17 protein-coding genes are annotated in these 15,575 nt (G+C 71.8%); 4 read left to right on the top strand and 13 right to left on the bottom strand.

Annotated features, from left to right (window positions below):
* Positions 1–9: 9 nt before the first annotated feature.
* Complete coding sequence (locus ACIQM0_RS31600) at positions 10–714, bottom strand: hypothetical protein (protein WP_401293236.1); 705 nt, start codon at positions 712–714, stop codon at positions 10–12.
* Positions 715–1,028: 314 nt separating this feature from the next.
* Here ACIQM0_RS31600 and ACIQM0_RS31595 point away from each other — a divergent pair, with 314 nt between their 5' ends.
* On the top strand, positions 1,029–1,688 hold the full coding sequence (locus ACIQM0_RS31595; protein ID WP_401293233.1) for a class F sortase: 660 nt from the start codon (positions 1,029–1,031) through the stop codon (positions 1,686–1,688).
* 50 nt (positions 1,689–1,738) lie between these two features.
* Here ACIQM0_RS31595 and ACIQM0_RS31590 read toward each other — a convergent pair whose 3' ends face one another.
* A complete protein-coding gene (locus ACIQM0_RS31590; RefSeq protein ID WP_401293231.1) occupies positions 1,739–2,581 on the bottom strand; it encodes a polysaccharide deacetylase family protein in 843 nt (280 codons plus the stop codon).
* 164 nt (positions 2,582–2,745) lie between these two features.
* Between ACIQM0_RS31590 and ACIQM0_RS31585 the strand changes: the two genes are divergently transcribed.
* Both ACIQM0_RS31585 and ACIQM0_RS31580 read left to right on the top strand, forming a co-directional pair.
* The gene (locus ACIQM0_RS31585; RefSeq protein ID WP_401293228.1) at positions 2,746–3,207 is read left to right on the top strand and encodes a universal stress protein; all 462 of its coding nucleotides are present in this window, start codon (positions 2,746–2,748) and stop codon (positions 3,205–3,207) included.
* 185 nt (positions 3,208–3,392) lie between these two features.
* Positions 3,393–3,962, top strand: coding sequence for a sigma-70 family RNA polymerase sigma factor (locus tag ACIQM0_RS31580; RefSeq protein WP_401293226.1), 570 nt, complete (start codon positions 3,393–3,395; stop codon positions 3,960–3,962).
* On the opposite strand, the gene ACIQM0_RS31575 is transcribed toward ACIQM0_RS31580, so the two are convergent.
* Positions 3,896–4,093, bottom strand: coding sequence for a zf-HC2 domain-containing protein (locus ACIQM0_RS31575; protein WP_401293223.1), 198 nt, complete (start codon positions 4,091–4,093; stop codon positions 3,896–3,898). The genes ACIQM0_RS31580 and ACIQM0_RS31575 overlap by 67 nt on opposite strands.
* 124 nt (positions 4,094–4,217) lie before the next feature.
* On the opposite strand from ACIQM0_RS31575, the gene ACIQM0_RS31570 reads away from it, so the two are divergent.
* Entirely contained in the window at positions 4,218–4,733 is a 516-nt protein-coding gene (locus ACIQM0_RS31570) for a hypothetical protein (RefSeq protein ID WP_401293221.1), read from the top strand.
* 31 nt (positions 4,734–4,764) lie between these two features.
* Here the strand turns inward: ACIQM0_RS31570 and ACIQM0_RS31565 are convergent, their stop codons facing one another.
* From ACIQM0_RS31565 to ACIQM0_RS31520, 10 genes are all read right to left on the bottom strand, one after another.
* Positions 4,765–5,955, bottom strand: a complete 1,191-nt coding sequence (locus ACIQM0_RS31565) for a sensor histidine kinase (protein WP_401293219.1) — start codon at positions 5,953–5,955, stop codon at positions 4,765–4,767.
* On the bottom strand, positions 5,952–7,433 hold the full coding sequence (locus ACIQM0_RS31560; protein WP_363024651.1) for a cation acetate symporter: 1,482 nt from the start codon (positions 7,431–7,433) through the stop codon (positions 5,952–5,954). Before ACIQM0_RS31560 ends, ACIQM0_RS31565 begins: the two co-directional genes overlap by 4 nt.
* Positions 7,430–7,792 carry a hypothetical protein gene (locus tag ACIQM0_RS31555; protein ID WP_401293216.1) on the bottom strand — a complete coding sequence of 121 codons (363 nt, stop codon included), beginning with the start codon at positions 7,790–7,792 and terminating at the stop codon, positions 7,430–7,432. Before ACIQM0_RS31555 ends, ACIQM0_RS31560 begins: the two co-directional genes overlap by 4 nt.
* A gap of 64 nt (positions 7,793–7,856) precedes the next feature.
* Complete coding sequence (locus ACIQM0_RS31550) at positions 7,857–8,609, bottom strand: LytR/AlgR family response regulator transcription factor (RefSeq protein WP_401293214.1); 753 nt, start codon at positions 8,607–8,609, stop codon at positions 7,857–7,859.
* A 26-nt stretch (positions 8,610–8,635) separates the two neighbouring features.
* On the bottom strand, positions 8,636–9,496 hold the full coding sequence (locus ACIQM0_RS31545) for an Fpg/Nei family DNA glycosylase (RefSeq protein WP_401293212.1): 861 nt from the start codon (positions 9,494–9,496) through the stop codon (positions 8,636–8,638).
* Between the two features lie 34 nt (positions 9,497–9,530).
* Positions 9,531–10,388, bottom strand: coding sequence for an amidohydrolase family protein (locus ACIQM0_RS31540; protein ID WP_401293209.1), 858 nt, complete (start codon positions 10,386–10,388; stop codon positions 9,531–9,533).
* 1 nt (position 10,389) lies between these two features.
* Entirely contained in the window at positions 10,390–10,701 is a 312-nt protein-coding gene (locus ACIQM0_RS31535) for an L-rhamnose mutarotase (RefSeq protein WP_363024660.1), read from the bottom strand.
* Position 10,702: 1 nt separating this feature from the next.
* Positions 10,703–11,686, bottom strand: a complete 984-nt coding sequence (locus ACIQM0_RS31530) for an aldo/keto reductase (protein ID WP_401293206.1) — start codon at positions 11,684–11,686, stop codon at positions 10,703–10,705.
* 169 nt (positions 11,687–11,855) lie between these two features.
* On the bottom strand, positions 11,856–13,235 hold the full coding sequence (locus ACIQM0_RS31525; protein ID WP_401293204.1) for a wax ester/triacylglycerol synthase family O-acyltransferase: 1,380 nt from the start codon (positions 13,233–13,235) through the stop codon (positions 11,856–11,858).
* Positions 13,236–13,379: 144 nt separating this feature from the next.
* Entirely contained in the window at positions 13,380–15,446 is a 2,067-nt protein-coding gene (locus ACIQM0_RS31520) for a SpoIIE family protein phosphatase (RefSeq protein WP_401293201.1), read from the bottom strand.
* Positions 15,447–15,575: the final 129 nt, after the last annotated feature.

Here is a 15,575-nt window from a genome sequence, read left to right as displayed (position 1 = left end):
TCCGCGAGGTCAGACCGCCCCATGGCTCATCTTCCGGCGGCGCATGACGTACATGCCTCCGCCGAGAACCGCCGAGGCGACCAGACCCGCGCCGACACCCATGTCCGCCGGGCTCGCGGCCATCGAGCCGCCGAAGCCGCCCTGTGCGCCCCGGCTGTTGAGCACGGTGAACCGGTGCCCGGCCGTCCGGTCGGTGCCGTCGCAGCGCACCGTCAGGTGGTACGAACCCGGCGTCGCGTCATTGAGGATCCGGACCCTGGCGTGGCCGACCCGGCCCGCGGAGAGCCTCGTGGTCCGGAAGGCGTTGGACGAGACGCTGCCGCCGCGGCCGCAGCCCTCGGCGCTGACCTGCATGGCCGCGCCCTGGTGCACACGCTCGGGGTCGACGGTCACGTTGTTCGGGCCGTTGTTGCGGCCGTTCCCGTTCCCGTTGCCGTTGCCGTTCCCGTTGCCGTTCCCGTTCCCGTTCCCGTTGCCGTTGCCGTTGCCGTTGCCGTTGTTATTGCCATGGCCGTTGCCGTCGCCGTTGTTGTTCCCGTTCCCGTTGTTGTTGCCGTTGCCGTTCTCCCAGTCGCCGGGGTCGTTCCAGTCGTTCTGGCTGTTCCCGTTGTTCTGGCCGTTCCCGACGTCTCCACCGGCTGCCGCCATCGGGGCACCGAGCCCGAGAGCGGCGACGGCGGTCGCGGCGACAACGAGAGCGCGTGTAGCACGCATCGTTCGAACCTCCAGCGGGAAGCGCCCCCGGAGCTCTGTGCACCGGGATGGATCGACGAGAACGCCTCCCATGACGAACCCTCACCAGATCCTTGATCCACCGCATTTCGGCGCTGCTCCACCCCGGTGATCCGACACACCGTGTGCGCGTCCGGGAAAGTGATGGATGCGCAGGTCACAGAGCGTCAGAACTTTTATGCGAGCACTACTCCGATACGCAGCCACCCACCTGGCCACCACCCGTTCGCCCTTCCCTGATCGCCGCCCGGCCGCCCCGCGCCTAGCGTTCCCCTCGTCGCGACGAAGGGAGAACCATGGGCCGGGACAACTGGCGCCCCGAACGGATCAGACACTCGCCCTGGGGCGCGCTCGCCCTGGTGATGCTCACCGGACTCGCACTGATGCGGAACGGCGCGGACCTCTCGCCCGGACCGCCGCAGCCGGTCGCCGCCACCTCGGTCGACCACCAGAAGAACGTTCCCGCGGCGCCGGCGTCCGGCCCGGTGGTGAAGCCGCTGGCCTACGCCCCCGTCGACCGCGTCGCCATCCCCTCCATCCAGGTCGACGCACCGGTCGTCGATGTGAACCTGGACCCGGACGGCTGGATCGAGACTCCGCCCCCGCAGGACCCCAATCTCGCGGGCTGGTACCAGAACGGCATCGCGCCGGGGCAGCTCGGCACCTCGGTCGTCGTCGGACACGTCGACAACATGGCGGGCCCGGCCGTCTTCTACAGCCTGGGTTCGCTGAAGAGGGGCAGCCGCATCGAGATCTCCCGCAGCGACGACCGGGTCGCCGTGTTCGAGGTCTACGGTGTCGAGGTGTTCGCGAAGAACGACTTCCCCGGCGCCCGGGTGTACGGCGACACCGGCAAGGCGGAACTGCGGGTCATCACCTGCGGCGGCGGATTCACGAAGGCCAACGGCTACGACGGCAACGTCGTGGTCTTCGCCCGGCTGGTCGCCACCCGCTGACAGCCGCTGCCGGGGGCGGGCCCCGCCCCCGGCAGCGACCGCCGCACCGCTCAACGGCGCTGCGGCACCGTGAGCCGGTACCCGTCGTCCAGCAGCTCCGGCAGATAGCGGCCCAGCGCGGCCACGCTCTGCGAACGGTTGCCGCCCGCATCGTGTGACAGCACCACGACACCGGGCGCCGCCCCCTCCCTGACCCGCCGGACGATGCTGTCGGTGCCGGGAACCGTCCAGTCCAGCGTGTCCACGGTCCAGGCCATCGGCTCCATGCCCATCGCCGCACCGATCTCGAAGGAATTGCGGTTCCAGGCCCCGTAGGGCGCCCGGTACCAGAGCGGTGCGGCGCCGGTGATCTCCTCGATCACCTCGCTGGTACGGCCCAGCTCGTCGGTGATGCCCGCCCGGGAGAGCTTGGTGACCAGCGGGTGCGTCCACGAGTGGTTGCCCACCGTGTGTCCGTCGTCGGAGATCCTGCGCACCAGGTCCTGGTTGTCGTTGGCCATCTCCCCGCAGAGGAAGAACATCGCCCGCACGTCGTGCTTCCGCAGCGTGTCCAGGATGTGCGGGGTGTAGAGCGGGTCCGGGCCGTCGTCGAAGGTCAGCACCATCGCGTGCCCGATGTCGGGCAGCTCCTCGAACGGCCGGGTCCGGACGGGGGGCGCCGCGGGGCGGTAGCGAGGCGGAGTATTCGCTGTCATGGGTCTCAGACGATAGGACAGCGGCTTGGTCCGGAGAGCCCGCTGCGGCCCCGCCGCGACGGTGGACGGCGCCGGGGGGCGCCGGAAGGGAGTACCTGCGGTGTCCGCGGCCACCAGGCGCACGACGGAGGCCGCGCCCAACCCGGCGGCCAGCCTCAGGAGCGTTCTGCGCATCGGCATCCTCTGATCATTTTTCATGACCAACTGCTCGCACGTCCGCGCTACCACCCCCCTCAACGACACCGGTCGAGGGGGGTTTTGCACCCAATGGGGGGAGCCCGTCCGCGCCAACCGGCGCCCTGTCTCCGGGGCGGCCGGGACCCGGACGGGCGGCCTCCGCGGGAGCGGATAGCCTCACTGCCGTGACAGACCAGCAGCCTCACCAGTTCGAACGTGGCACAGACGGCCCCAAAGTGATCGTCGCGGGCCTCGACGGTTCGGAATCATCCATGCGCGCCGCGGCCTATGCCGCCGGTCTCGCCCGTCGGCAGAGGGCCATGCTCGCCCTCGTCTACGTACAGCCCGTGCTGTCAGCGGGTGCCGCGCTCGGTGCACCGGTCGGCGATACGACCGGAGAGGTCGCGGAGGGTCTGGTGAACGAGATCCGGGAGTCGACCGAGCGGCTGAAGGACGTATGGGATGTGCGCTGGGAGTTCCACACCTTCCGCGGTGATCCGTACAACGGGCTGGTGACGGCGGCGAACGAACTCAAGGCGGACGCCGTGGTGGTGGGCGCGTCGGAGTCGGCGGGGCACCGTTTCATCGGCTCGGTGGCCGTCCGTCTGGTGAAGGCGGGCCGCTGGCCCGTCACCGTCGTCCCGTAGGCCCGGCACTCCCCCGTCCCAGACGCCTCACGACGCCGCCCGACCGCTCACCGCACCATTCGCCGCCCCGTGCGACCGCTCGTCGCACGGGGCGGCGTTTGTCCTGTTCCCCGGGGCCGGAATGCGTTCGTATACGCCAGTCAGCAGCGAGGCGGCAGGGACCTCCGCGGGGAAGGGCGTTCACCATGACCACGACGACGACCGATGAGCGGGCCCTCGCGGATCTGCAGCGTGAGCACGGCCCCGCGCTGTTCCACTTTCTGCTCGGCCTGACCTTCGGCGACCGGCAGCGGGCCGAGGATCTGCTCCAGGAGACCCTGGTGCGGGCCTGGCAGCACCCGGAGGCCTTCGACAGCCCGTACGAGTCGATGCGGCCCTGGCTGTTCACCGTGGGACGCCGGCTGGCGATCGACGCCCGCAGGTCACGGCTGGCCCGGCCGGCCGAGGTGGGTGACGCGGTCCTGGAGGGCGCCCCGTGCGAGCAGGACACCGCCGAGTCCGCTGTCGCCGCGCTCGATGTGCGCGAGGCGGTGCGCACCCTCAGCCCGGAGCACCGGGCGGTGCTGGTGCAGATCTACTTCCGCGGGCTCAGCGTGGGCGAGACGGCCCAGGTGCTCGGGATTCCGGCCGGCACCGTCAAGTCACGTTCGTACTACGCGCTGCGTCTGCTGTCCCGCAATCTGCCCGGCTACTCCAGCAGGTCCTCCTCGCTGAGCAGCGCGAGCAGTGCCGCGGCCTCCGCCACCGCCACGTAGTCGGCGGCGCAGCGGTCGCAGCTCTGCAGATGGCGGGAGACCTCCAGCGCCTCCGGTGCCGGGAGCGCGTCCAGCACGTAGGCGCCGAGCAGCTGCCTCATGTGGGGTCCCTCCCCGGGGTCGGCGGTCATCGCATCCTCAGGTCTGTGACGGATCCGGTCCGACGGATCCTGTCCTTCTGGCCACGCGGGGCGCGCTCCCCCGGTTCAATGCTGCGTGTAGGGGCGTACCGAGAACGGAATGAGGCGAGACGGGATGCGTCAGGAACGTCATGACGGATCCAGTGGCGGCGGCCTGCTGATCCCGATGGCCTGGATGTACGCGGAGTACATCGCCGACGAACTGCTGCGGACCGGTGAGCTGATGGAGCCGGCGACGCTGGAGTACCGGGCGGGGCGTGACGCGCTCGCCCTCACCGTGTTCCTCTCCGACGGTGCGGTGGCCGAGGCCCTCCCCGCCACCCGGGTGGACGAACTGCGGCTGCTGACGGCGTACGGGCCGCCGTGGCGCGGCTGGGTCTGCGAGCGGCTCGACGCGCTGGAGGCGGCGCGGGGCGGCCCGGACCCGGACCTCGCGCTGGCACGGGCGGCCTGGCGGTGGCTGGAGGACACCGAACTGCTGGCGGCCGACCTCGACGCGATCGGCCCGCTGCCCTGGGAGCCGGCCGACGGCCCGCGGGACCCGGAGGCTGAGGGGGCGCCGGCCCAGGTGTGGACGCCGGCCTGGCAGCTGGGGCTGCCGCTGGGACACCTGTCGATCCACCTGTACTGAGGAACTGGGTACGGAAGGACCGCCCGGCGCCTCAGGAACCGTGCACCCCGGCGCGGTATTTCGGCAGTCTCACCGTGATCCGCATTCCGGCGCCGATGCCCGTCTCGATGACGAGCCCGTACTCGTCCCCGTACACCTGGCGCAGCCGTTCGTCCACGTTGAGCAGGCCGACCCCGGTGGACCTGCCGCCCTCGCCGCGCAGGATGTGGCGCAGCCGTTCCGGGTCCATGCCGATGCCGTCGTCCTCGATGACGACCTCGGCCTCGGAACCGGCGTCCAGGGCACTGATGGTGATGCGGCTGGAGGTGATCGCTCCTTCGAGCCCGTGTTTGACGGCGTTCTCCACGAGGGGCTGGAGGCAGAGGAACGGCAGGGCGACGGGCAGTACCTCGGGGGCGACCTGGAGGGTGACCGAGAGCCGTTCACCGAAGCGGGCGCGGACCAGGGCCAGGTACTGGTCGATGGAGTGCAGTTCGTCGGCGAGGGTGGTGAAGTCGCCGTGGCTGCGGAACGAGTAGCGGGTGAAGTCAGCGAATTCCAGAAGGAGTTCGCGGGCCTGTTCGGGGTCGGTGCGGACGAACGAGGCGATGGCGGCCAGTGAGTTGAAGATGAAGTGCGGGGAGATCTGTGCGCGCAGGGCCCTGATCTCGGCCTCGATGAGCTGGGTGCGCGAGCGGTCGAGCTCGGCGAGTTCCAGTTGTACGCAGACCCAGCGGGCGACCTCGCCGGCGGCCCTGGCGAGGACCGCCGACTCCCGGGGGGCGTAGGCGATCAGGGCTCCGAGGACCCGGTGGTCGACGGTGAGCGGTACGGCGACGGCCCACCGCAGCGGGCAGTCCAGATCGTCGCAGCCGCTGCGGAAGGCGGTGTCGCGGCCGGTGGCGAGCACGTCCTCCACCTGTGCCATGACGTGTTCGACGTGGTGGCCGCCCTCGCCGTCCCAGACCAGGATCCGCTCGCGGTCGGTCAGGCACAGGGCGTCGGTTCCGAGCAGTGAGCGCAGCCGTCGGGCGGACTTGCGGGCGCTGTCCTCGGTGAGTCCGGCGCGCAGCGGCGGCGCGGCCAGGGAGGCGGTGTGCAGGGTCTCGAAGGTGGCGTGCTCCACGGGGGTGCCGACGTCGCTGGTGCGGAGGGGGCGGGCGGTGCGGCGTCCGGTCAGCAGGCCCGCGCCGAACAGCAGGGCGCCCAGGAGCACGATGACGGCGTATCCGGCCCCGGTCACCGGTGCCTTCCCGAGGTGAGCGCTTCGGGCAGGTGGAAGCGGGTCATGGCGGCATTGGTGCCGGCCGGTATCCGGCCTGGTGTGGCCAGCGAGACGAGGATCATGGCGAGGAAGCCGACGGGCACCGACCAGACGGCGGGCCAGGCGAGCAGGGCGTGCGGCCAGCCGGGCGGACGCACCGCGCCGCTGACGGTGATGGCGACGGAGAGCAGCGCGGAGCCGCCGCCGAGGAGGAGTCCGGCGACGGCGCCCGGCGGGGTGAGGCGGCGCCACCAGATGCCGAGGACCAGCAGCGGACAGAAGGAGGACGCCGACACCGCGAACGCCATCCCCACCGAGTCGGCGACCGGCACCCGGCTGACCATCAGTGAACCGGCGAGCGGGACGGAGATGGCGAGGACCGTGGCGAGCCGGAAGTGCCGTACACCGCGCGAGGGCAGGACGTCCTGGGTGATGACTCCCGCGACGGCCATGGTCAGTCCGGAGGCGGTGGACAGGAACGCGGCGAAGGCGCCGCCCGCGATGAGCGCGCCGAGCAGGTCGCCGCCGAGCCCGCCGATGACCCGGCCGGGCAGCAGCAGCACGGCGGCGTCCGCGTCGCCGCCCGGTATCAGCTCGGGGGCGTACAGCCGGCCGAGCGCGCCGTAGACGGGCGGCAGCAGGTAGAAGACGCCGATCAGGGCGAGGACGGCGACGGTGGTGCGGCGGGCGTCGCGGCCGTTGGGACTGGTGTAGAAGCGGACGACGACGTGCGGCAGACCCATGGTGCCGAGGAAGGTGGCGACGATGAGCCCGTAGGTGGCGTACAGCGGGTGGTCGCCGCGGAAGACGGACAGCTGCTCGTCGAAGGTGACGCGGGGCCGTCCGTCGCCCTGCCAGGCCAGTACCAGGAAAATGGCCGGGACGAGGAGCGCGGTCAGCTTCAGCCAGTACTGGAAGACCTGGACGAAGGTGATGGAGCGCATCCCGCCCGCGGCGACGGCCAGGACGACCACGGAGGCGACGAGGACGTCGCCGAGCCAGCCGGGCGCCCCGGTGAGGATCTTCAGGGTGAGCCCGGCGCCCTGGAGCTGCGGCACGAGGTAGAGCCACCCCGCGCCGACGACGAGCACGCTGACGAGCCGGCGCACCTGCCGGGATTCGAGCCGTCCCTCGGCGAAGTCGGGCAGGGTGTACGCGCCCGAGCGGCGCAGCGGCGCGGCGACGAAGACCAGCAGCACCAGATAGCCGGCGGTGTAGCCCACCGGGTACCAGAGCATGTCGGGCCCGTGCACGAGCACCAGTCCGGCGATGCCGAGGAAGGAGGCGGCGGAGAGGTACTCGCCGCTGATCGCGGCCGCGTTGAGGCGTGGCCGTACGGTGCGCGAGGCGACGTAGAAGTCGGAGGTGGTGCGGGAGATGCGCAGCCCGAACCCGCCGACGAGGACGGTGGCGGATACGACGGCGGCGACGGCCACCACCGCGTACGTGCGGCTCACTGTGCGGGGCGGCCTTCCACGAGCCGGGCGAAGTCGTGCTCGTTGCGCTCGGCCCGGCGCACGTACCACCAGGCGATCAGGGTGAGCGGCGGGTAGGCGGCGAAGCCGAGGACGGCCCAGACGACGGCGTCGCTGCGCAGGGCCGCGAAGACCAGCGGCAGGGTTCCGGCGACGACGGCGAGCACGGTGAAGGCGCTGAGCCCCGCGCGCAGTTGGCTGCGCATCAGCGAACGCACGTAGGCACCGCCCAGCGCGGTCTGTTCGTCGATCTCCGACTGGGTCCGGTAGCGCGGCAGCGGGCGCACCCGCCGGGGCTCCCCCGTCACCACTTCACGCCGGGGCGTCGACTCTGCGGTCATGGGGCCGGAGTGTACGCAGCACCCGACCCCGGTGGGAAGGGATTCGAACACGGGTTGCCCCTGGTCAGCGGCCGCCCTGTCGCATCAGCAGATCGCGCAGCGCGCGGGTGTGGCGACGGCTGACGGCGAGTTCCGCGGTGCCGATGCGCACGCTCATGCTGCCCGCGTCGAGCCGCAGTTCGTCGACCCGGCCGAGGGCCACGAGGTGGCGGCGGTGGATGCGGACGAAGCCGCGGGTCCGCCAGCGTTCCTCCAGGGTGGTCAGGGGGACGCGGACCAGGTGGCTGCCGGTGGCGGTGTGCAGCCGGGCGTAGTCGCCCTGGGCCTCCGCGTAGGCGATGTCGTCGATCGGGATGAAGCGGATGACGCCGCCCAGTTCGACCGGGATCTGGTCGTACGCGGTGTCGTGGACGGGTGCGGAGCGGTCGCCGACCTGTTCTGCGACGCGGCGCACGGCTTCGGCGAGGCGCTCGCGGCGTACCGGTTTCAGGACGTAGTCGACGGCCTTGAGGTCGAAGGCCTGCACGGCGAAGTCCTCGTGGGCGGTGACGAAGACGATCAGCGGGGGTGCGGCGAACCCGGCCAGCAGCTGGGCGACGTCGAGCCCGGTGAGCCCCGCCATGTGGATGTCGAGGAAGACGACGTCGATGGCGGCCGCGTCCTCGGGCCCCGCGTCGACGGCGCCGCCGATGCGGCGCAGCGCCTCGGTGGCCCCGGTGGCTCCTTCGGCGCTGCGGATGCGGGGATCGGCGCGCAGGAGGTACAGGAGCTCCTCCAGGGCGGGTTCTTCGTCGTCGACGGCGAGTACGCGCAGCATGAGGCCGGAGTGTAGACGCGGGCGGGCTACTTGAGCAGTTTGGAGAGCCTGCGGTCGGCCAGCGGCTTGCCGCCGGTCTGGCAGGTCGGGCAGTACTGGAGCGAGGAGTCGCTGAAGGAGACCTCGCGGACGGTGTCCCCGCAGACCGGGCAGGCCTCCCCGGTACGTCCGTGGACCCGCATCCCGCTCCGTTTCTCGGCCTTGACCCTTCCGGCCGCGAGTCCGGCGGAGCGGGCGACTGCGTCGTCCAGCGTGGTGCGCAGGGCCGTGTGCAGCCGGGTGATCTCGTCGTCGGTGAGGTGGGCGGTGAGCTTGAAGGGCGACATCTTCGCGACGTGCAGGATCTCGTCGCTGTAGGCGTTGCCGATGCCCGCGATGAGTGACTGGTCGCGCAGCGCCCCCTTGATCTGCCGGCGTTCCCCGTCGAGCAGCGCGGCGAACGTGTCGCGGTCGAAGGAGGGGGCCAGCGGGTCGGGGCCGAGCCGGGCCACGCCGGGCACCTCGGCCGGGTCGTGGACGAGGTGGACGGCGAGGCGCTTGGTGGTGCCGGCCTCGGTGAGGTCGAACCCGTCGCCGCCGGTGAGTACGGTGCGCAGTGCCAGGGGCCCCTTGCCGGGGCGCGGCGGGGTGGCGGGGAAGGCGTCCTTCCACCGGAGCCAGCCGGCCCGTGCGAGATGGGTGACCAGGTGCAGGGGCCCGACGGCGATGTCCAGGAACTTGCCGTGCCGCCGGACAGCGGTGACCGTGCCGCCGGCCAGAGCGGTGAGCGGCGGGTCGTACGTCTTCAGGACGCTGATGGCGAACGGAGTCACACGGTCGATCTCCCTGCCGACCAGGTGGTCGTCGAGGAAGACCCGCAGGGCTTCGACTTCCGGCAGTTCTGGCATGGTTCCCAGCCTGCCGCAGTCGTCGCCGCGGTGCCTACCGGAGGCCGTACACGCGCTCGGCGGTGGTGGCGAGGACAGCGTCCCGTCCGGCGGGTCCGAGGCCGTCGACGAGGGCGCGGGCGGCCTCGACGACCTCGGTGTACGTGGCGGCGAGCCGGCACACCGGCCAGTCCGAGCCGAACATCAGCCGGGACGGTCCGAAGGCGTCGATGACGGTGTCGGCGTAAGGGCGCAGACCGGCGACGGTCCACGCGTGCACATCGGCCTCTGTGACCAGGCCGGAGAGTTTGCACACGGTGTTGGGGAGGGCGGCGAGTGCCCGCAGGTCGTCGGCCCAGGGCCGCAGTTCTCCGGTGGCGACCGGCGGTTTGCCCGCGTGGTCGAGCACGAAGGTGAGGCCCGGCAGCAGTTCCGCGGCCCTGACGGCGGCGGGCAGCTGGTGCGGCTGGACGATCAGGTCGTAGACGAGCCCGGCGTCGGCCACCGCGGCCAGGCCGCGCAGGACGTCGGCGCGCAGCAGCCATTCGGGGTCGGGTTCGCCCTGGACCTGGTGGCGCAGCGAGACGAGCCGGTCGCCGCCGGGGAGCTCGCGAAGGGCGGCCAGGGCGTCGGCGATGTCCGGCGCGGTGAGATCGCTCCAGCCCACGACGCCGGCGACCAGGTCGCTGCCGTCGGCGAGTGCGAGGAACTCGGGGGTCTCCTCCGCGACGGTGACGGTCTGCACGAGCACGGTGGCGCACACGCCGTTGGAACGGGCCTCCGGCTCCAGGTCCGCGAGGGTGAAGTCGCGGCGCAGGGGCGCCAGTTCCTCGCCGGTGATCCAATCCTGGTCGCGCACCGCGAGGTCCCAGACGTGGTGGTGGGCGTCGACGATCCGCGGGCCGCCGGTCATCTCACAGCTCCCACGCGACGGGGAGCCCCGCTTCGGCGCCGTCCGCGGAGTAGTCGTGCGCGACGTCGAGGAGCTCGTCCATCCTGGCCTGCCAGGCGACGTTGACGGGGAGTTCCTCCAGTTCGGCGAGGAGCTTGGCGTAGTCGTCGCACTCGATGACGTGGAACAGCTCGGTTCCGCTGCGCCAGATCGTCCAGGAGGTGGCGCCCGCCGCGCGGATCGCACGGGTCAGCTCGGCCGGGACCTCGCGGTGCGCGGCCTCGTACTGCGCTATGCGGTCCGCGCGGACCTTGGTGTGCAGGGCGATACGCATGTCAGTTTCCGTTCTCGGTCAGCAGTCCCTCGTCGCGCAGCTCGTCCCAGAGGTCGTCGGGGACCGGCTTGCGCAGCAGCGTGGCGGCGTCACGCACCTCTTCCGGGGAGCGGGTGCCGACGAGGACGCCGGCGACGGCGGGGTGGGTGAGCGGGTAGTGCAGTGCGGCGGCACGCAGCGGGACGCCGTGGCCCTCGGTGACGGCCTTCAGCCGCAGGGCCCGGTCCAGGAGGTTCAGGGGCGCGGCGGCGTAGTCGTACGTCGCGCCGGGGCGCGGGTCGGCGAGGAGGCCGGAGTTGAAGACCCCGCCGACGACGACGCTGCGGCCGCGGGCCTCGGCGGCGGGCAGCAGATCGGTCAGGGCGGACTGGTCGAGGAGCGTGTGACGGCCGGCGCAGAGCACCACGTCGACGTCGGTGTCGCGGACGAAGCGGGTGAGCATCGCGGTCTGGTTCATGCCGGCCCCGATGGCTCCGACCATGCCCTCCGCACGCAGCTTCTCCAGTTCCGGATAGGCCTCGTGGAAGGCGGCTTCCGCATGGTCGTCCGGGTCGTGCAGATAGGCGATGTCGATGCGGTCCAGGCCGAGCCGTTCCAGGCTGTCCTCGATGCTGCGACGGATGCCGGCGGCGCTGAAGTCCCAGCGGCGGCGGTGGGTGGCCCGCACGGCGAAGCCCTCGGAGAGCCCTTCGTACGTCGCGGGGCCGCCGTCGGGCAGCGGGTCGAGGACCCGGCCGACCTTGGTGGACAGTGCGTACGAGTCGCGGGGCCGGGCGCGGAGCGCCTCGCCGAGCCGTCGCTCCGAGAGGCCCAGCCCGTAGTGCGGGGCGGTGTCGAAGTAGCGGATGCCCTCGTCCCAGGCTGCGTCGACGGCGGCGGCGGCCTGCGCCGGTTCGACGGCGCTGAAGAGATTGCCGATGGCCGCCGCCCCGAAGGACAGCTCGGTCACCTCGACCGCACTGTTTCCCAGCCTGTTGTGCCGCATGCTTCTGCCGCCCTCCCCGATGATCGCTTGGTGCACTCAGCACATATTCATCGGATCACTTGGGCGCGTCAACACTTCGACGGTCATCAACTACGGTAATTGCTCGGGAATCTGTCCGATCTATGGCGTCTCCGCCTGGGTCCGGCAGCCGAATCCCGAACCGAGCCGGTCAGGGGGCGGGCAGCAGTGCGAGCAGCTCCGCCACCTCGTCCTCCGCGCAGCGCCCCAGCCGTTCCAGATCGGGCAGCGCCTTGCCGTCGGCCACCAGCCCGACCTGCACCTTGCCGCCGTACGTCGTGAGCGCCACGGCCAGCGACTGACCGCGGGCCAGCGGCGCCATCGGGTACAGCGCGCGGAGCGGACAGCCGCCGAGCGAGAGCGCCGAGCGCGGCAGCGGCACGCTGGTGACCAGGACGTCGAAGAGCATCCTGGCCGCGCTCCCGGCGAGCGGGGCGCCGAAGCGATGGGCCAGCGAAGGGAGTTGATCGGCGAGTACGGCGACCGCGCCGGCCCCCCGCAGCGGCCCGGCGGACTTGTTGCGGTCCATGGCGCCGCGTACCGCGCGCAGCCGTTCCCAGGGGTCGGGTTCGGAGACGGGGAGGCCGAGCAGGTAGGCGGACAGCCGGTTTCCGGTGGCGGCGCCTCCCGGGCGGCGCCGGGAGACGGGGACCAGGGCGCGCGGATCGGCGCCGGGCAGCGGCTCGCCGCGCTCCAGCATCCAGCGGCGAAGTGCTCCGGCGACGACGGCGAGCAGGACGTCGTTGGCCGTGCCGCCCGCGGCCCGGCGGATGCGCTGCACGGCATCGAGGTCCAGATCGGCGGTGGCCAGCCGCCGGGTGCCGCTGGAGTGGGCACTGAGCGCCGTCGCGCCGCGCAGATCGAGGCGGCTGGCCCGTACCAGCGAGGCACCGACACCGAAGGCCCGGCCGAGGTCCTCGATCCGCCCGAGCGCGAGACCGGCGACCTGGCGCGGGCCGGGCATCCAGGAGCGCGGCGGCACCGGCCCGGCCCGCCCTGCCGCTGGTCCGGCCCGCCCGCGGCCCGCGAAGGAGGCGATCTCGTCGAAGATCCCGGCCCCGATGGCGACGGCGCGCATCCCGTCGGCGAGCGCGTGGTGGAGCTTGACCAGGACGGCGAAGGGGCCGTCGGCGGCGCCGCCGATGACGTACATCTGCCAGGGCGGCAGCCCCCTTCGCAACGGCTGCTCCATCAGCTCACCGGCGAGCCCGGTGGCCGCCGCCATGAACGCGCCCTCGTCGCGCGTCTGCGCCCCTGGCAGCTCCACCCGCCTGACGTGCCGGTGGACGTCGAAGTCCTTGTCCACCGACCAGGCCGCGCCGCCGACCGGCAGCAGCACGTCCCTGACCCGCATCCGCAGCCGGGGGATCGCGGCGGCCCGGGTACCGAGCAGCTCCAGCAGGGCGTCCGGGCCGGGAGACCGGCCCCCGTCCGGGGAGAAGACGGCCAGCGCACCGAGGTGCATGGGGTGGGCATCGGACTCGAGGTGCCAGAAGGCCAGATCGAGAGGTGCCAGTAGCTCAGTACCCAACGGGTCCTCATGTCATCGAAGACAAAGACTGACAGAATCGCAGTCAATCTCTCTCGGTCAGTTACGGTCAAGTACGTTCATGTTACTTACTGTTACTTTCTGACAGCGCTCATTGCCGTCGTTCAACAGCGGCCGTTCGGTGACTCAGTCGCGTGGCGGAATGCTGAATTCGCACCAGACGCACTTGCCGGTCCCCCGGGACTCGACGCCCCAGGCGTCCGCCAGCTGATCCACGAGCAGCAACCCGCGGCCCGACACCCCGGATTCACCCGCGTCCCGGCGGCGGGGCAGCGCACTCGACCGGTCCTCGACATCGACCCGGAGCCGCCGCCCCGCCCCGGTGAGCACCCGGATGGTGACGATCGCTCCGCCGTCGGTGTGCATCAGCGCGTTGGTGGTCAGCTCGTCGGCGGCCAGCTCGACCTCGTCGGCCCGGTCCTTCGCACCCCAGGCCCGCACCGCCGCACGGATCATGTGGCGCGCCGAGCTCAGTGCCTCGGGGTCGTTCTGCGCGACGTGCTGCTGGAGCCGGCCGCCGGGCTGCGGGGCGTGGGTGACCTTGCGCCGCAGCAGGAGCACGGCGACATCGTCCTCGCCGCCGCGCCGGTCGACCGATTCGCAGAGCCGGTCGGCCAGTCGCTGGAGATCCTGCGGGCCGTTCCTGACCATGTCGGTCAGCAGCTGCATCCCCTCGTCGAGGTCCGCGCCGGGCAGCTCCACCAGGCCGTCGGTGAACAGCACCACGGTCTGGCCGGGATCCAGCTCGACCGTGCTGACCGGGTACTCCAGCCGCCCGAACTCGGCGGAGAGCCCGAGCGGCAGCCCGCCGTCGACCGGCACCTTGCGGCAGCTCCCGTCGACCTCCCGCACCAGCGGGTCCACATGGCCGGCCCGGACCAGTTGCACGACTCCGGTGGTCAGGTCGGCCTCGGCGTAGGTGCAGGTGGCGAAGCGGTCGGTGTCGAGCTCGTGCAGGAAGACCGAGGCACGCGCCATCACCGTCGCGGGGCTGTGCCCCTCGGCCGCGTAGGCCCGCAGCACGATGCGCAGCTGGCCCATGACGGCTGCCGCGTGGATGTCGTGCCCCTGCACGTCACCGATGACGGCGCCCACCCGGCCGTTGGGCAGCGGGATGATGTCGTACCAGTCGCCGCCGATGTCCCGGCCCATCCGGGCCGGGCGGTAGCGGACGGCGATCTGCGCGCCCGGCACCTCGGGAATCCGGCGCGGCAGCATGGCCTGCTGGAGCCCCTCGGCGAGGTCGTGCTCCTGCTCGTAGAGCATGGCGCGCTGGAGGCTCTGGGCGATGGAGCTGCCGAGGGCGACCAGCAGATTGCGTTCGTCGCCGGTGAACCCGTCCTTGTCGCTGTAGAGCAGCCCGAGCGCGCCGATGGGGCGGGCCTGGGCGATCAGCGGCAGATAGGCCGCCGAGGTGATGCCGAGATGGCTGATGTGGGGCCACAGGATCGGGTACGAGGTGGCGAAGTCCTCGGCGGACTCGATGAAGCGCGGGGTGAGCGTGCGGACGACCTCGCTCATCGGGTACGGCTCGTCCGTCCGGGTGTAGCGGGTGCCCGGCACGAAGGAGCCCTCCGGCCCGTCCGCCACCAGATGGATGCGGCCGGCCTCTATCAGCCCCATGACCAGGCTCGTCGCCCCCAGGTGCGCCAGCCCCTGGGAGTTCTTGAGCACGTCCGTGACGTCCCTGACGGTACGGGCGTGGGCCAGCGCGGCCGTGGTGCCCTCCACCAGACTGGTCCGGCGCCGGCGCTCCTCGTCCACCTCGCGGCGGGCGGTGGAGTCGGCCAGCTCCTGGGTGGCGTCCCGGACGATGCCGATGATCCTGCGGGGGCGCCCGGTCTCGTCGCGCCGGACGAAGCCCTGGGTGTGGGTCCAGCGCAGGCTTCCGTCGCGGCGCAGGGAGCGGAAGTACACCCCGTAGTTTCCCCGCCCGCTCTTGAGCGCCTGCGCGACGAGGGCGTCGAGCCGGACGCCCTCGTCCGGCGGCACCCGCGTCGCGAGCGTCGCCGGCCGGTTGTCGTACTCGTCGGCCCGCAGGTCGAACACGTCGAGGGCGGGCTGGTCCATGTGCATGAAGCCGCTGTCGAGATCCCAGTCGAAGCTGCCCATACGGTTCAGGGCGAGACTGAGGTCCGGGTGGGCGGGCCAGTCGTCCGGGAGTGACAGGGCACCCGCTACCCGATCATCCATGTGGGTCACTCTGTCACCATTTGTCCGATTCTTCGAGTGAGCCGTCCATCAGGTGAACGTGCGATGGAACACACTTCGCGGCCCGGTGGGAGGCGCCGCATTCCAAGGGATCAGCGGAAGGAGTCCCGG

This window comes from Streptomyces sp. NPDC091387, from assembly GCF_044756945.1.
Taxonomy (GTDB): Bacteria; Actinomycetota; Actinomycetes; order Streptomycetales; family Streptomycetaceae; genus Streptomyces.
Note: the sequence above shows the minus strand (reverse complement) of the source record. Positions and strands in the feature narration are given on the sequence as shown.

Coding starts and splice junctions, on each gene's coding strand:
- ACIQM0_RS31535 (WP_363024660.1), bottom strand. CDS start 10,701: ATGCGTATCGCCCTGCACACCAAGGTCCGCGCGGACCGCATAGCGCAG.
- ACIQM0_RS31555 (WP_401293216.1), bottom strand. CDS start 7,792: ATGACCGCAGAGTCGACGCCCCGGCGTGAAGTGGTGACGGGGGAGCCC.
- ACIQM0_RS31545 (WP_401293212.1), bottom strand. CDS start 9,496: ATGCCAGAACTGCCGGAAGTCGAAGCCCTGCGGGTCTTCCTCGACGAC.
- ACIQM0_RS31575 (WP_401293223.1), bottom strand. CDS start 4,093: ATGACCGCCGACCCCGGGGAGGGACCCCACATGAGGCAGCTGCTCGGC.
- ACIQM0_RS31600 (WP_401293236.1), bottom strand. CDS start 714: ATGCGTGCTACACGCGCTCTCGTTGTCGCCGCGACCGCCGTCGCCGCT.
- ACIQM0_RS31540 (WP_401293209.1), bottom strand. CDS start 10,388: ATGACCGGCGGCCCGCGGATCGTCGACGCCCACCACCACGTCTGGGAC.
- ACIQM0_RS31550 (WP_401293214.1), bottom strand. CDS start 8,609: ATGCTGCGCGTACTCGCCGTCGACGACGAAGAACCCGCCCTGGAGGAG.
- ACIQM0_RS31530 (WP_401293206.1), bottom strand. CDS start 11,686: ATGCGGCACAACAGGCTGGGAAACAGTGCGGTCGAGGTGACCGAGCTG.
- ACIQM0_RS31590 (WP_401293231.1), bottom strand. CDS start 2,581: ATGAAAAATGATCAGAGGATGCCGATGCGCAGAACGCTCCTGAGGCTG.
- ACIQM0_RS31520 (WP_401293201.1), bottom strand. CDS start 15,446: ATGGATGATCGGGTAGCGGGTGCCCTGTCACTCCCGGACGACTGGCCC.
- ACIQM0_RS31570 (WP_401293221.1), top strand. CDS start 4,218: ATGCGTCAGGAACGTCATGACGGATCCAGTGGCGGCGGCCTGCTGATC.
- ACIQM0_RS31580 (WP_401293226.1), top strand. CDS start 3,393: ATGACCACGACGACGACCGATGAGCGGGCCCTCGCGGATCTGCAGCGT.
- ACIQM0_RS31595 (WP_401293233.1), top strand. CDS start 1,029: ATGGGCCGGGACAACTGGCGCCCCGAACGGATCAGACACTCGCCCTGG.